At 35.9% G+C, this 15,109-nt stretch carries 14 protein-coding genes and 1 riboswitch; all 14 genes read right to left on the bottom strand.

Annotation, left to right across the window (positions count from 1 at the left end; genetic code table 11):
• Nucleotides 1-19: 19 nt before the first annotated feature.
• Nucleotides 20-108: riboswitch (cyclic di-GMP riboswitch) on the bottom strand.
• A gap of 358 nt (nucleotides 109-466) precedes the next feature.
• Nucleotides 467-1,108, bottom strand: coding sequence for a hypothetical protein (locus J7W16_RS11495; protein ID WP_210597449.1), 642 nt, complete (start codon nucleotides 1,106-1,108; stop codon nucleotides 467-469).
• A 182-nt stretch (nucleotides 1,109-1,290) separates the two neighbouring features.
• Nucleotides 1,291-2,790, bottom strand: a complete 1,500-nt coding sequence (amyS, locus tag J7W16_RS11490; protein WP_210597641.1) for an alpha-amylase — start codon at nucleotides 2,788-2,790, stop codon at nucleotides 1,291-1,293.
• Nucleotides 2,791-3,364: 574 nt separating this feature from the next.
• Nucleotides 3,365-6,670, bottom strand: a complete 3,306-nt coding sequence (locus J7W16_RS11485) for an ankyrin repeat domain-containing protein (RefSeq protein WP_210597448.1) — start codon at nucleotides 6,668-6,670, stop codon at nucleotides 3,365-3,367.
• A gap of 546 nt (nucleotides 6,671-7,216) precedes the next feature.
• Entirely contained in the window at nucleotides 7,217-8,344 is a 1,128-nt protein-coding gene (locus J7W16_RS11480; protein ID WP_210597447.1) for an ABC transporter permease, read from the bottom strand.
• Complete coding sequence (locus J7W16_RS11475; RefSeq protein WP_210597446.1) at nucleotides 8,337-9,044, bottom strand: ABC transporter ATP-binding protein; 708 nt, start codon at nucleotides 9,042-9,044, stop codon at nucleotides 8,337-8,339. The genes J7W16_RS11480 and J7W16_RS11475 overlap by 8 nt, the downstream gene beginning before the upstream one ends.
• Nucleotides 9,045-9,206: 162 nt before the next feature.
• On the bottom strand, nucleotides 9,207-9,389 hold the full coding sequence (locus J7W16_RS11470; RefSeq protein WP_210597445.1) for a hypothetical protein: 183 nt from the start codon (nucleotides 9,387-9,389) through the stop codon (nucleotides 9,207-9,209).
• A gap of 126 nt (nucleotides 9,390-9,515) precedes the next feature.
• On the bottom strand, nucleotides 9,516-10,073 hold the full coding sequence (locus J7W16_RS11465) for a GNAT family N-acetyltransferase (protein WP_210597444.1): 558 nt from the start codon (nucleotides 10,071-10,073) through the stop codon (nucleotides 9,516-9,518).
• 294 nt (nucleotides 10,074-10,367) lie between these two features.
• Complete coding sequence (locus J7W16_RS11460; RefSeq protein ID WP_210597443.1) at nucleotides 10,368-10,583, bottom strand: hypothetical protein; 216 nt, start codon at nucleotides 10,581-10,583, stop codon at nucleotides 10,368-10,370.
• A gap of 285 nt (nucleotides 10,584-10,868) precedes the next feature.
• Complete coding sequence (locus J7W16_RS11455; protein ID WP_210597442.1) at nucleotides 10,869-11,459, bottom strand: AAA family ATPase; 591 nt, start codon at nucleotides 11,457-11,459, stop codon at nucleotides 10,869-10,871.
• Nucleotides 11,459-12,484: a serine hydrolase domain-containing protein gene (locus J7W16_RS11450; protein ID WP_210597441.1), complete on the bottom strand. Its 1,026-nt coding sequence runs from the start codon at nucleotides 12,482-12,484 to the stop codon at nucleotides 11,459-11,461. The genes J7W16_RS11455 and J7W16_RS11450 overlap by 1 nt, the downstream gene beginning before the upstream one ends.
• Nucleotides 12,485-12,646: 162 nt before the next feature.
• The gene (locus tag J7W16_RS11445) at nucleotides 12,647-13,162 is read right to left on the bottom strand and encodes a GrpB family protein (RefSeq protein ID WP_210597440.1); all 516 of its coding nucleotides are present in this window, start codon (nucleotides 13,160-13,162) and stop codon (nucleotides 12,647-12,649) included.
• A gap of 61 nt (nucleotides 13,163-13,223) precedes the next feature.
• Nucleotides 13,224-13,832: a hydrolase gene (locus tag J7W16_RS11440; protein WP_210597439.1), complete on the bottom strand. Its 609-nt coding sequence runs from the start codon at nucleotides 13,830-13,832 to the stop codon at nucleotides 13,224-13,226.
• A 62-nt stretch (nucleotides 13,833-13,894) separates the two neighbouring features.
• A complete protein-coding gene (locus J7W16_RS11435; protein ID WP_246879968.1) occupies nucleotides 13,895-14,413 on the bottom strand; it encodes a fructose-bisphosphate aldolase in 519 nt (172 codons plus the stop codon).
• Between the two features lie 58 nt (nucleotides 14,414-14,471).
• Nucleotides 14,472-15,065, bottom strand: coding sequence for a hypothetical protein (locus J7W16_RS11430; protein ID WP_210597438.1), 594 nt, complete (start codon nucleotides 15,063-15,065; stop codon nucleotides 14,472-14,474).
• Nucleotides 15,066-15,109: the final 44 nt, after the last annotated feature.

Raw genomic sequence — 15,109 nt, 5'->3', positions numbered from 1 at the left:
AAAAATCTAAGCCATCTCATTCGGTATCCCAGCCACCTTAGCACCATCTAGTGCGTTAGGCCTGTAGCTTTGCGTCCCCACCTTTCAGTAGGTTTGCCCTTATCGTAGGAAGTTGTTCAAAAGTAATAGCACTATTGTACCACAGTTCCAAGATTATGGAATATAGAAAAATATTCCATAATGAAGATTTAAGCAGGGATCCTCATTCCGCTATTGCTTATGAAACACAAGTTTTAGTCATACAGTCGGATCCTAGTTCCGTTATCTATCTGTTTCCCCTTGTTATTTAGTTAGTTTTGTAGGATTAACGGAACCAGGATCCGATCCAGTCCCTTCCGACTAGCTTCTCAACTTGATAGCGGGACCAGGATCCAGCTGTTTCTACTCTCACAGCTAGCAACCTAAAGCCTTCATTCCTTTTCTACTCTTTTACCGAATGAGTACCTCCCTCCTCGAGAAATACTCACTATTCATGGTATTCACCTATGACAGCATCGAAATTATAACACTCACCAAAATTATTTTCCTTCAAGCAGCTTCCAGATCGGTGATATTCTAGATAAAAAAGACAATCAGTCACATCTATAGACTTGAATGCATATTCCCATATCTCTAAACAATTATAAGGTGTATATTCCTTGAATTGAGCCTTCTGCCTTACAAGCGGATGATGTTGTTTATCAACAATGACAATTTCCACTTTATTAATATTCTTGTTAGGCTGGCAGATGATTGATCCAGTATATAGCATATTATGCTTGTATAGATGATAGGGCTTAAGAAGTAGTGATTCACCTAAAATCACACTCCCAAATTCACCTCCTATTTTGTATGTTGATGAATGGTGCTCGGCTGCCTGAATCTCAAAACGGACTCCATTGTTAAAGAGACCTGAGTACTTTCTTATTCGTGCACTAAATGTCCAAATTTCCTTATCTTCTTTTTTAAAGTGTATTACCCCTGTAACGCTTTGATCATGCCCTCCAGTGTTATAGTGCAGCCTTAATTTCCTTAAACCAGATTGTGTGATCATTACTTTGGTTTTTAGTTCCACTTCTTGGTACGAGGAATCTAGTAATTCAGCATGTACTAATTGAATAATCGACAACCCACTGCAACCTCCTAATGAAAAGGGCTTGCCTAAAGGGAAAATTCAAACCTTGTAGGACAAACCCATTAACAAATCTAGCTACTACCTCTTCCTAGACCGAGAAAAGGACTTCCCTTTCAAGTCGAAGTAATTAGAGAAACTGCCAAGCTCTATGATCTATTTCTTTCAAGAAACTACTTTTATCTTTTAACCCAAATAGAAACTGATCCGCCATTTACTGAAAAATTACCCCAGCCATCTGCATTGATTGTGACTGTGCCTGAGCGGTTCCCAGTAATATCGCGCCAAACTTGACCCGCTTTATTACTTCCAACATACATCCACTTATTTCCGCCAGCACCATCAGACATGATCGTAGCAAGACCCGAATTGGCGTGTGCTGTATTTCCTTCACGTGTCCAACCAATGATATTATGATGATCTAAGTAATCGTTTTGTTTTCCGTATGCATACTTTTGACGTGCCTCTAATATCGGATCGATTTTGGAATTCATTGCTGGCACACCATGTGTTGGTATTCCGTAATAATCCCCATAAAAGACAGAAGGATAACCGTCTTCACGCGTTAATGTAAGTGCGTATGCTAAAGGTTTAAACCACTCAGCAACAAAAGACTCTAGTGCCTCCTCTGGTTGTGAATCATGATTATCAACAAAGGTTACAGCATGAGTTGGATGTTTTTGAACAACCGTCCCATTAAATATTTGTCGCATATCATAATTTCCACCACTATTTGAGGCATTATAGAGATTATAGTGTAGCGGTACATCAAAAACTGAGTGGTTCCAGTTTGTTTTCTGTAAATAGTTTTCAAGAGCACCTAAATCATTTTTCCAAAACTCAGCAACCGCAAACATATCTTTACCAGTCGTATTTCTAACATGATTGATCCAATCACGAGTGAAATCATATTTAATATGCTTAACCGCATCTATTCTGAAGCCATCGAGTCCAAGTGTATTTGTATACCAAACACCCCAGTTACGCAGTTCATTTACTACTTCTGGATGCTCCATGTCGACATCTGCATACATTAAATAATCGTAATTTCCATTTTCAGTATCAGTTTCCCAGTCCCATCCTTTACCGTCACCTCTAAACTTATAAATATTGCTAAGTTGACGTGAATGATCCCAATCTACACCGTCAAAATGATACCATCTCCATTTAAAGTTAGAATGGGTGTTACCTCTTCCTGGAAAATCAAACTTCGTCCAAGCCTCAATAGTATAATCACCGGACACTTCCTGGTTTCTGTTATTGCGATCCACTTCAACTGCTCTCACCATTTCAGTGGCGTCCGCACCACCTTTGTGATTCATTACAACATCGCCGTATACTTGAATACCATTGCTTTTTAAGGAGTTGACCGCAGCTTGTAACTGACTACGTGTTCCATACTTTGTTCGAACAGTGCCTTTTTGATTGAATTCACCTAAGTCATAAAGATCATAGGCTCCATATCCTACATCATTTTGAGAAGCTCCCTTCCATGCAGGAGGAATCCAGACAGCTGAAATTCCTTTATTTTTCAGATTAGCCGCGTCAGAGTTTAACCGATTCCAATGATTACCATCATTAGGAAGATACCATTCAAAGTATTGCATCATCGTTCCGTTCGTCCCATTATGATGTGCTTCTACGTTTGCCGAGTTAAATGGTAAAGTTGTAATCACCATTAGAAAAGCTAGTAATATACTTATTAATCCCTTTTTTCGTCCTCTCATCTTCATCCTCCTCTAATTTGAAAGCGTTTACCAAAATGTCAATCATTCAATCAGAAAATTCACTATCCTCCTTTGTGCATTCACTGTGCAATTAGTTGCACAAGAAAATATTCTTAATTTTCAAGATTATCGTACCACGATATAAATTATTCGTGCAAACGTTTTCTTTTTATAAAAGCAAGATAGGAGAATTTAACCACCTAGATCTATTCTGTTTAGAAATAACATTATGGCTAGTTCTTTGTTACTGCTTGTAAGTAAAGAAGAGGCTGTGACATAACTAAAGTGCCTATCTAAAATACCGAATAATGCAATCACGTAGCGAATGAAATATACGTAGTAGACTCCTGCGGGATGTAAAGCCAAGGGTGAGACCCTGCAGGCGTAAACGAGGAGGCTCACCGGCTTCTCGCGGAAAGCGAAGTGTATTTCAGGAGCGGTTTACGCCCGCCAACCACCATTGTTCGGATTTTCTATTAGTTAAATCACCTTTATCCAAGCCTCTTTCTCGTATTGTAAAAACTTATTATTCCGTTACGACCTGTAAATTGTCATTATCTATTGATTGAATCAAATATCTCGATAATGGGAGAGTAGAAAAGAGTGAAAGCTCATGCAACGCACGAGTACAAGCAACATAGAGCAATTTCTGATCCGTACTTTCATTCATGTAATTCTCCTCAGTTGGTTGATACATAAGAACGGCATCATACTCCAGACCCTTTGTTAAATGAACTGGAATGATTGTCACCTTTTCTACTTGATTCTGTTTGTCATCAGTAACTAACACACAATTCAATTGCTGATTTAATATTCCATAAACATTTCTAGCCTCTGATTCATTGCGTGTAATAACAGCAATCGTTTTAAAGGATTCTGCAGCAGTAACTATTTTCTGATAGAGCATTTCGTGCATAAGTTCCGTTGAATGACAGATATATACTTCAGGCCTCGGTCCATTTCTAAATGTAGGCTTAGATGGACGATATCGGCCTTCACTAAAACTGCTAATGATATCATTACCTAACTCTGTAATTTGTTTAGTCGAACGATAGGTCATTTCTAGTTCAATATAACTAGGTGAATTGATCACATTATTTACATTTTCCCAGTTTTGTAGCCCGCGGTATGAGTACAAGCCTTGACCTAAGTCACCAAGCAGCATTAGTGAGTTCTTTGCGGTAAACTGACTGATCACCCACAGATCATATGGGCTGTAATCCTGGGCTTCATCGATTACTGTATACTGAAATTTCTCATCCTCACTTAGTCCATGTAGCAACATTTTTAGATGCATGAGAGCAGCTAAGTCCTCAGACACTATTTGATTTGGATTAAAAATATGGTTTTCTTTCCCCATCTTCAAAAGCAAGTCAACGGGTCTATTTTCAAAGCTTTCAGGAAAATAAGGACTCAGTTGTGTTGATCCAAGAAACTCCGTATATATATTTATAGGCTTCAAGCTTTTTATTTGTCCAAGATAACGTTTAAACTGTTTTTGACACGCCCGAATTTCTACTTGGTTTTTAGAATTCTGCCATTTTTGGAACTCTAACATTACGATTGATTCTATATTGCTTACTCTCTTCGCTAACGGTAAATAATCCAATGCTTTAAACTTCTTGCTAAACTCTTCAACTGAAAGTACAAATGACCCTTGATCGGTTTTGAATTCAAATGGTTCACTAGGAGCAAACGTTTTTTCGTACTGCTTATAATACTCCTCCACCGCATCTCGAAATAAGTATGAACCTTTAAAAGACAATATCACGGAAAGCTCACTCTTTTTATTACTATCTTTTATCTTATCCAGTCGATTAAAAATAGTTTGAGGATCAGGTATCTTACTTAACTTTAAATGCTGATCCGCTGCCCACTTATGAAAAGAGGTTTGAACAACATCCCAGACTTGCAAACTAGGTATTACGTTTTTAATATGCTGTAAGAAAATTTCATTAGGTCCGAATATTACTAAATTCGAAGCTTTGAGATCGTTATATCGAAAAAACAAATAGGCGATACGATGAAGAGCAATTGCCGTCTTTCCACTTCCTGCCGAACCTTGAACGATAACATTTTGATTCTTAGGTAGACGAATGATTCTATCTTGTTCACCCTGTATCGTCTCGACAATCGTTGTCATTTCATGTCCTTTGTTTGTTTTTAACGCTTGTTCGAGAATCGGATCAACATGGCCATTATAGTCACTCATACTTATCATCGATCCGCCCTTAATATCATACTGACGAATCCTACCGACAAATACGTTTCCTAGTGTATAATGTTGAACCATTCCTAATCTTTTTTCATAAAAAATAGAAGCAGCAGGTGCTGTCCAACTAATGACACGATCCCCAATACTGGATTCCCCGATATAAAATGTTTCTCTAGTTTCTCCTTTAACATCGATCCTCCCAAAATAAGGGCGCGATCTTAATGGTTTAAGACTGTCAGCAATCTTGTTATAATAGGCATTTTCTACAGGGTCGAACCTATCTAAATTCCCTGCATTTGCTGGGTTACCACGAAAGTATTTAGGACGAGTATAGTGCTTGATTTTTTCATCTAGTTTTTGAATCGTATGCTTTAAAAACTGACGCTCAAATGCGTCATCTTCAGGAAAGAACTTTTTGGAACGAGCTAAACGTTCTTCAAATGATACTACTTTTGGTTGAGCTTTTTGACTCGCTTCTGTTTGATTCGTTAGTTTATCTGTAGATTGTTCGCGGTTGTATGATTTTTGCTCAGCACCAAATTGCAATAATATATCCATTGAGGCTTGATCTTTTCTTGATTCCGCATACATGAAGGCGGTAACATCATTTCTTGTTTTCACATGAGGATTGGCCCCATTTAGTAACAGCAATTCAACAACCTGAGCAAACGAACCTTTTTGGATACTTTTTAACGCATAAATGAGCGGTGTTTCAATCTGTCGATTACATTCATTAACATTCGCTCCGTCATCAATTAAAGTCCTCACAAGATCCAAATCATTATTTTCAGCAGCTCTCATGAGTTCTGTAATATGTCCGACGTAAGTTAATCCTTGATCTCTAGCTAATTTCTCAATTCTCTCTTTCTCTTCTTCTAGTTCTTTCGCAATTCTTTCTTTCTCACGCTCTAACTTTTCTTTTCGTTCCAAATCTAGTTGAGCCTGTCTTTGCTTTTCTAGCTCTATTCTCTGTTGCTCTAAAAGCTGTTGCTTTTTTTCACGTTCTTTTCTCTCTTCTAATTGTTTCCATGCCTCTTTTTCTCTTCGCTCATTTTCAATTCGTACTCGGTTCGCCTTTTCTAGCTTTCTTCTACGCTCATCTTCTTGTCTTTGCTTTTGTTGTTCTTCTTCAAGCTTTTTTTTACGTTCCTCTTCAATTCTTTTCTTTCTTTGTTCCTCTTCTAGTCTCTCTTTTTCTTCTAGTTCCTCTCTTAAACGTTCTTTCATTTGTAATAGATATCTTTCTTGCTGTGCTTCTCGTAATTTCCTTTGACGTTCGACACGTGTTTGGGTTTCTTGCTCCGGCTTTTGTATACGTACAGTTTCCTCTTGCTGCAGCTGTTTTTCTTGCTGAAATAAGGAGCTGATATTGTTATGACTAGTTTTGCTTTCTGGTATTTGTACTTTTTCTCTAAAGATATCTAGCACTTCATTTTCTTTGACAGTCCGTTTCTCTAATTCCTGCTGAAGCCGAAGACCCACTTCTTGCTCTACTCTCTTATCAACTTCCTGCTGAATACGCTTTTCTATAGACTCATTGTCAGCTTGGACTTGTGCTGAGTCCTGGTTGTTTCTATGAAAAAATCGTTTGTATTTGGAAATTAGTTTTTGAAACATTTTCTCTTCTTCACCCTTCTCTTGATGTTGATGGCTTATACAAGCCGTTATGTGTGGGGAAATCAATACCTATTATCTAATTAAATCTTCATTATAATAATAGCAATATAATGAGAAATTGTCTTTGAAACTCTAAATATTTTCAGCGATTAAAAATACTCGTTACTAGGCTACCATTCCTCTACAGCAGTTGATAAATAAGGTTCTACTAATGCACGTACTGTCGGTAAAAACGAAACTATTTAGTCGGGAGTTAGATTTATTGAGAAGTTATTTTCTGTTTGTGATCCTAGTTCCGCTATTTGCTTAAACTACTTCATTTTAAGTATGGTTTAGGATCCTGATTCCGTTATTTGTAGTTTATAGCTCATAACATCGTCAATCTTAGACGATTAGCGGAACCTGGATCCACTTCATCCCTTTTCAATGTTCTATACAAGTATTTAGCGGAATGAGGATCCTCGTTATTAAAAAAGGGCACTCCCTGTCCAAGGAAAGCCCAACATAAACCTTAATCCATATCATTTTTAACTCAATAAGGTTGAACTAAAATACCAACTTAACCAACAACCCAGCAATGACAACAACCCCATAACTCATTAAAAACAGAATCCGAGCTTTTTGTTTCGCATTAATGATATGCTCTTTATCCCATCGATAAAGCTTCATAAAAGGATTTTCTAAGAACAAAGTCCATAGAGTATTTAAGGTCCTCTTCATTATGAAACAACTGATTAACGCAACAATAATAACCATCCAAATGGCAGGCAGCAGCCAAAAGGCCACCGTAGTTAAGATACAAACATCGAGAAAGTAAACCCAAACTGTCGGTTGGCGTTGAAACCATTTCAAAAATGTTTCTAGTAACACGTTGCTTTGGGATCGCTCCTTAAATATTCGTCCCTTCATCGTCCAATGTTTCTGGATAAACCGTGTCATATCCGATTCACCCTTAACACCTTTGATCCCATTCATCATCATCACTAATGAAGATAACCTGAAAAGCCACTTCAACAATTTAGCCCCATTAATCATGTCGATCTCCAACCATTTGTTAAAAAGCTTAGCACGATAATCGATCTTTCTAACCAAATACATTGCTAGAATTAGAGATAAAATACTAATTACAATCCACATTCCAACATGCATATCTGAATAAAGGTATATGACAAAGATGCAAAATGTCAGCCACCTTCTACGCCAGTTACTGTTGAGATAGAGCAAATAAAAAACAGTGAATAGTAACACCATCATAATGTAAAATACCATCTGTAAAACATTGAAATTCAACAAGAAGAATGGCAAGAGTATTATAATGGCGATTGTCGCTTTAATTAACCCAAATACAATTAATCTGTTATAGCCAATTTTGATCATTCGATTCATCAACGACGTATTTCGAATCAAAAAAAGTTGATCTGCTTCTTTGAAATAAATTCTTAATGATGTTGATGCGACCACTATAAAAATGCTTAAGTGAATCAAGCGAAAAGGAACCTCACTTAACCAGTCAGAAGACGTTAACCAAGAGTAAATATATATACCAATTAAAACGGCTCCAACCAATAATATGTAGAATAAGATTGTCCAGTCAAAAAAGAATGCTAGCAGTTTTTTTTGCTGTCTTTCATCCTCTTTTTTACGAATTGTATACAACTCTCTTAGGTCAATCATAAATGACATCCTTGCTCTGAACTAAATCGGTAAAACAATCTAGTAAGTCTCCGTCTGCATTGCCAGTTACTTCTTTTAATTCTTGTAAAGTCCCTTGGAAGATGGTCGTTTTATCGGCTAATATAATTAAACGGTCACAATGCTTTTCGGCTGTATCAAGTGCATGGGTACACATCAAAATGCCTGCACCACGCTGCTTTTCAGCCTGTAAGAATTCGAGTATCACTTTTATAGAAGGAGGATCTAAGCCCATAAGAGGTTCGTCGATGATGTAATAATCTGGGCTTGGCAGATAAGCTAGAATGAACATTAATTTTTGCTGCATCCCTTTTGAGAAATCTTTCGGGTATGATTGTGATTTTTCATAAAGACGGAATAGCTTTAACAATCGATTGGCTTCCGGTTCCCATTCCGTTAATTGGTGGGCCGACGCACATAGTTCAATATGCTCCCAGACTGTCAGTTCTTCATAAATAATTGGACGTTCAGGAATGTAGCTCAATACTTCTTCTTGTTTGAACGTAACCAAATGCTCCGAACCTTTCGTTAATCCTAAAATCGTTTTAATAGTCGTACTTTTCCCAGCCCCATTTTGACCGATCAAGCCAATAATTTCACCTGGCTTTATGTTGAAATGAATATTCTCTAAGATAGGTTCGTTTTTATTATAGGAAAACTGATCAATTTTAACATCGAGCATGATTACCTCCTACTTGATCACTTGAAACCCAGAATGAAATCAAGATTTTTCATTATAGAATATTGGAAAGATTGATCTAACAATACGAATAACTATGTAATAGGTTTCTAATTAGTTTAAAAGGAACCTTGCCGCACTGTTTTATATTTTTTTACTTAATTCTCACCTTTTGGATATTCCAAATATAGTTATTCCAACTGCCCCCACTGCGATTGTGACTCCAATTAGTGCAACCATAAATACAAGTTCACTGGTATCATGAACATTTTGAATTGTTACATACAACCATATAATTTCAACAAATAAAACAATTAACCACCAAGTGAATATATTTTGTTTTTCCATACTATCCCCTGCTTTCCTCGAGATAATTTCTTCTACCGAATAGCATTCTCGAATGATAAGGCACTATTTATTGGAGCAACACTCTATATTATTAACTATCGATAATTTCTATCAATATTAATTAAATTAACGTCTTTTTTTACTCGACCAAACTTCTCTAGTCAATTTCATATTAATAGAATCTATCCCTTCTCCCTCGAACTCTAGCTCGTTTTCATCTATACTTTCTAAAACAAACCCAACCTTTTCATACACACTCCTAGCTCTTGGATTGAATTCATAGACACTCAACGTTACTTGATCTAGTTTCATGTTTTGAAAGGCATAGTCAATCATCTGCTCGGTTGCTTCCGTTCCTAACCCCCGATTTCTTCCTCTTGGTCCTATGAGTATTCGATAGTTCATACTGTTGCTTTCCGCATCATATAAATTGAGAACAACTTCTCCAACTAGAATGTCTTGAGATTTATCTACAATAGCAAGATCTAAGCGATCCATTTGGTCATTTCTTGTATTGTACCAATCGAGAACAGTATCTCTAACACGATCCGAAGTGCTTCCAGTCAGTTTTATTACCTCGGCATCCTTTAAACATTCCTCAATATAAGGAAAATCAGCAGTTTTAAAAGGTCTTAGAATTATTTTCTCACCTTCGATAATTGGCTTCTGCCTTAGATCTATCATATCTCTCACTCTCCAATGGTTATCGCTAAATATTACGGGAATTTCACTTCAGCAGGAATAGATAACTGCCCTTTTAGAATGACAACACTATAATAACTTAAATCAAAAAGCGATCACCATTTATTATTAAGCAATCGCCTTCATAATTTAATATCTTCACCTATCTAATATTTCCCGTCTTAAATACTTTGCACATCTTTAGAACCCTTCTACCACACATTCCCATCATGATTCATGGCACCTTCAACATTAACTATAATCATCCATCATAATCATTCATATCGATAGTGAATGTTATTTCCTCACACCTTTATTAAGGGAGATGTACATCAGTGAACCAAAAATAGTCCCACCGATCAGCATAGCTGCTAAAATTCTCGAAATAAATTCAACTGTATTACCCCAATCTTCTAAAGCCATAAATAACCCAAATGGAAAACCAAAGAAGCAAATGCCATAGACAAATACAAAGTACAATGCCCCTTTCTTTACCATTCGTGCTTGTTTCATTCTCACTTCTTCTATCGTCAATTTTCTATTTTTGAAAATAATAGGCAAAGTCATTGAAATAACAATAAATATAACCCAAAATTCAGGAGATATTATCCCAGTTATGAGAGCTATTAGTAGAATGATTGCAACAATACTAGTCAGTCACAATGTAATTTTAGTTTCTTTCTGATACTTTTCTGTTGTTTCCAAGTTAGCACCCCTTTCAATTTCTCTCTGATCTCTCCCTTAAAAGGTTTTACGATTGAAAGAATGAAAAGTTCCTATAATTTCTTCATCAGTCAACTAAATCCTTAATTGTTTAAGTTGCACACCGACTCGGTCCAACCTCTTTTTAAATTTATTTCTGTTATCAGGTAATAGTTTTATATCTGACAGAGAAGCAATTGTTTCTACCACACTTTCAATCGACATATGATCAGTATCAATTCGTTGGTGGAAGATCTCATCTTCAAATGCTTTTATACATCGATCAATTTGTCGAGCTGGCCATGAATTTTTCCGCTCGCCTCTGCTGCGTAACCTTTTCTCCAATGTCTCTTTTGTAGCCGATAATACGAAATGATTAACCATGATATTATCTGCTCTCAATTTGCCTACAATTTCTTGGAAATACTCTCGATTAACAATCGTCATTGGTACAATGATCACACCATCGTATTCATGATCTATATGTTTTAGCATTTCATAATTTCCATCACGCCAGATAGGATAATCTTGAAAATCAGCTCTTTTAATTTCTTTAGGGATATTTTTCCGGATATAAAAGCCTAAATTTTCTGGGTCAAATACAAATGAATGAGGGATTCTTCTATGTAATTCATGTGCGGTTTGAGTCTTGCCTGATCCAAACGCCCCATTAATCCAAATAATCATTATAAGCACCTAATTTCTTGGTCAATTTCTTTCATCATTTCATACGCACCACTGGATTTGTTAGAGCAAATCATAGTATTAATTAATTGTTTCGGATAATAGGCCGAATGAAAGCTAACTCCTGGGTCATAGCCCATAACATGATACTTAAAGATCTCACCATCATTTTTATCAATCCAAACTCCGTAACCATAGAATTCATTAAAATCACCAGTATGAACATGTGGTGTTAATAGTTTACTCGTATGTTCTTCATTAAGTAATCGATTGCTGATTAGTGCATCCCATAGGTTGGACATATCGTTAATAGTAATATAGGCTCCCCCATCTGAGCCACCCTTGACTGGCAGCGAGTAAATATTCGATTTCCACTTCCCATTCGGAAGGTCAATATAACCAAGTGCTGTATGTTTAGGAAGACAATCAAATTCAAAATAACCTGAATTGGTCATTTCAGCTTTCTTAAAGATATGTTCTTCAACATAATCTGAGAAAGTCCGTTGACTGATATTCTCTACGATTAATCCAAGTAAGATATAGCCAGTGTTGTTATAATGAAACCTTTCTCCAACCTCTAATTTCATAGGTTCGTCCTGAAACAGCGGAACAAAATCTTCTAATGTTCTTATAAGATACATAGGATTATCCACCCATAATTCCTCAAAATCGTCCATAACGTCTTCATCAAAATAATCAGGTATTCCAGCAGTATGTGTTAACAGATGATGAACTGTAATACCTTTGGAGAAATGAGGGAAATTCATGATAAGACATTCTTCTAATGTCTTATCAAAAGAAAGCTTCCCTGCTTCCACTAGTTGACAGATGGCGATTGCTGTAAAAAGCTTGCACCCTGATGCTATTCCGTATCTTGTATATGAATGGTTCTCAATTTGTTCAGACCGATTAGCATAGCCATAGCTTAACTCTTTTATAGTCTCATTCGCCTTTTTAACAAGTATACTTCCAGAGAAATTAATAGATTTTCGAATGATATCAAGACGATTTTCTAAAAAGGTTTTCAATTTAACTCCTCCAAAATTCTCTCTTTGCTTATCTTAAACCGAGCAATATATCACATCCAATTTTAACACAAATTTCCTTTTTATAACTATAAACAAAAAAAGGTACTCTCTATTGAAAGGTAGAGGTACCAAAAACCGGCTTTTTATTAACCTGTTCGAGTTTTATTGCAGTGCCCAACTTTTTGCCTTCTCCACTAACTCATTAACAAACCCCTGTTTTTCCATTTGATACTTATAATGATTATCTGGAAACTGTTTTGCTAATTTTAATTTTAAATCTCCGTATCTTTTAGCATCCTCTGGGTGTTTAATTAGATATTCCTTGAAATCTAAATGTGCGTTAATATGTTCATTGCCTACTTGAAAGATATGTACATGATGGGTTCGATTTTCTTTTCCTTTAGGAAAGTACCTTCTACCAGGTATTCCATACTCCCCTTTTGGTTCATACCCTATTTTTCGTAATTCTTCATTATACAAATCAACGTTTTCAATCTCTTTCACGACAACTAATATATCTATTATTGGTTTTGCATAACCTATTGCTTGAACGGACGTACTCCCAATATGAAAGATATAAATCAATTCATCTTTAAATAATTCTTTGAGTATTGTCTCTTCTTGCTTATATACGATATCCCACTCTTTAGTCCAAGGAACTATATTGGTTTTTCTCATAGCATTTCCTCACTTACAAGTTTTTAACTTAAGCACTAGTGCTGCACAAAGCTATCAGATCTCACCCCTTTAAAGAACTGATACAGATCAAGCCTTTATCAACGGAAGTCTCAATATATCCAATAATTTGTTGAAGTGTGAACACATTTAGTGGCTGTTCAAGGTCTTCCCTATCATAATCCATATCTCTAATTACATATGAGACAAATTCCTCCACTTCGCTAGGCTTGACCTCGTCTGTTTCAATAATTGACCCAGTTTTGTGCAATCCTTTACTTAATTGCTCTTTGAAGCCATAATAATCTAATATCTTTGCATTAAGTAATCGAAAATCATTATGGTATTGTTTGAGCATGGTTTTATCCGCATCGATTCGGTTTTTTAACCAAGGCAAGTAAAAGCCTTTTAACCAAATATCGTCCGCAATCAAATGAGTATAGTATCCTAATACATAGTGAGAATTCTTATGGAAGCTATATTTATGTATGAAATCATCGTGGTCAATATATCGAGAATAATCATTCACGTCGCCTTTGAAAAAATGTGATACTTCTTTAGATGAAACCGCATCCGCTGCAATGCCGCCTAAAAGAAAGGATGTTCTATCTTGTATTGCTAATTCATCTGCAATTCTATTTGCAATAATTAAATGCATGATCCTTGAACCCAATATAATTTCTCCTTTCTATATAAGAAAAACAATCTCTCTTCTTTAGATTGCTATCCGTTGCTTTAAGAAGTTTTATTTTCATCAAATTCAACTAGATCACTAACTTTATATTCTTTCTCGATACTATCTCCTTCTTCTTTGTCCAAATAAAGATCAATAATAATCGAATTAAAAGCCTCACTAATTTCTTGTTTATCCAAGCCTTTAGAGTAAAAAACAAATTCTCGATAATATCTTGCTACGTTTGCATCATCATTATTTTGTTCATAACCTTCACCAAACCAATATCTATCCCTATTACTATCTATACTATTAATAGCCTCTTGCCAACTCCCATTTCTAGGGAATTCTACCTTACTCGTAATTGTTGAAGAGTGTTCGACTTCAAAATCAATAGTAAATTTACGAGAACCATCTTTTGAAGGATCTTCTAACCCGTGTAACCCCACCTCGTCAAACTCTTCATCACTTAAGTGTGAAACGACTGCTTCAACCGTGATTTTTGGGTCTTGAGAATTAATACAAGCATTAACAGTCAAAAATAAAAATGACAAGACAACTAACATCCATATTTTCCTCAACTATCTGCACCTCCTTAATTCTCAATACCATAGTCACTAGCAATATTGTAAATTTAACTTACTTAATAAATTTAGCTTTAAGTAAATAAGTAACATCATATTGTTCCAATTCATTCATATGACCTTCAACATCTTCATCAAAATCTGTCGAGAGTGTTCTCATACCATTCTCAGCATCAGAATAACTAATATGTGCTAAAACGACTTCTCCTTCGTCCAAGATTCTCTTTCCTTGAAAATCGCCCCATAAACTCGCCATTTTTTCTAGGTCATTAAGATCTTCCTCTAAACCACTTACTGAAGCGATCCTACCCTCACTACTAATTCCAATATTATAGGTTTTTTGTCCTTCATCAGCATTTTTCGATAACGCAAAAATAATAGATCCATTTTCCTCAACCATTGACGTTATATCACCTAATTGATCATCGACTAATTTCCCTGACTTATATTTTTCCATCCAGACAGTTAGTTCTTTGTATTCGCTCTCTATATTGAAATCAAATACAAATGATTTGTCCGAAGTAACCGAAAGTATCGCTTTTTCTCTCTCAGTTAATTCACCAACAGAAATTGAAGAATCGTGATTACCACAGGCCCCTATAACAAATGCCAATGCGGCAAATAGTAGTAGCATATATACGTTTTTCATTTTTCTTCCCCCCTTTTTTATCTAGAAATAATAAAACTCTATTA

This window comes from Halalkalibacter suaedae, from assembly GCF_017939705.1.
Classification (GTDB): Bacteria; Bacillota; Bacilli; order Bacillales; family Bacillaceae_D; genus Halalkalibacter; species Halalkalibacter suaedae.
The sequence above is the reverse complement of the archived record's forward strand: the minus strand, read 5'-3'. Positions and strand labels throughout refer to the sequence as shown.

Bases quoted from the DNA above. Each gene is read 5' to 3' on its own strand.
- amyS (WP_210597641.1), bottom strand. From the start codon at position 2,790: ATGGTGATTACAACTTTACCATTTAACTCGGCAAACGTAGAAGCACAT.
- J7W16_RS11430 (WP_210597438.1), bottom strand. From the start codon at position 15,065: ATGAAAAACGTATATATGCTACTACTATTTGCCGCATTGGCATTTGTT.
- J7W16_RS11480 (WP_210597447.1), bottom strand. From the start codon at position 8,344: ATGATTGACCTAAGAGAGTTGTATACAATTCGTAAAAAAGAGGATGAA.
- J7W16_RS11470 (WP_210597445.1), bottom strand. From the start codon at position 9,389: ATGGAAAAACAAAATATATTCACTTGGTGGTTAATTGTTTTATTTGTT.
- J7W16_RS11475 (WP_210597446.1), bottom strand. From the start codon at position 9,044: ATGCTCGATGTTAAAATTGATCAGTTTTCCTATAATAAAAACGAACCT.
- J7W16_RS11455 (WP_210597442.1), bottom strand. From the start codon at position 11,459: ATGATTATTTGGATTAATGGGGCGTTTGGATCAGGCAAGACTCAAACC.
- J7W16_RS11485 (WP_210597448.1), bottom strand. From the start codon at position 6,670: ATGTTTCAAAAACTAATTTCCAAATACAAACGATTTTTTCATAGAAAC.
- J7W16_RS11460 (WP_210597443.1), bottom strand. From the start codon at position 10,583: ATGAAACAAGCACGAATGGTAAAGAAAGGGGCATTGTACTTTGTATTT.
- J7W16_RS11445 (WP_210597440.1), bottom strand. From the start codon at position 13,162: ATGAGAAAAACCAATATAGTTCCTTGGACTAAAGAGTGGGATATCGTA.
- J7W16_RS11465 (WP_210597444.1), bottom strand. From the start codon at position 10,073: ATGATAGATCTAAGGCAGAAGCCAATTATCGAAGGTGAGAAAATAATT.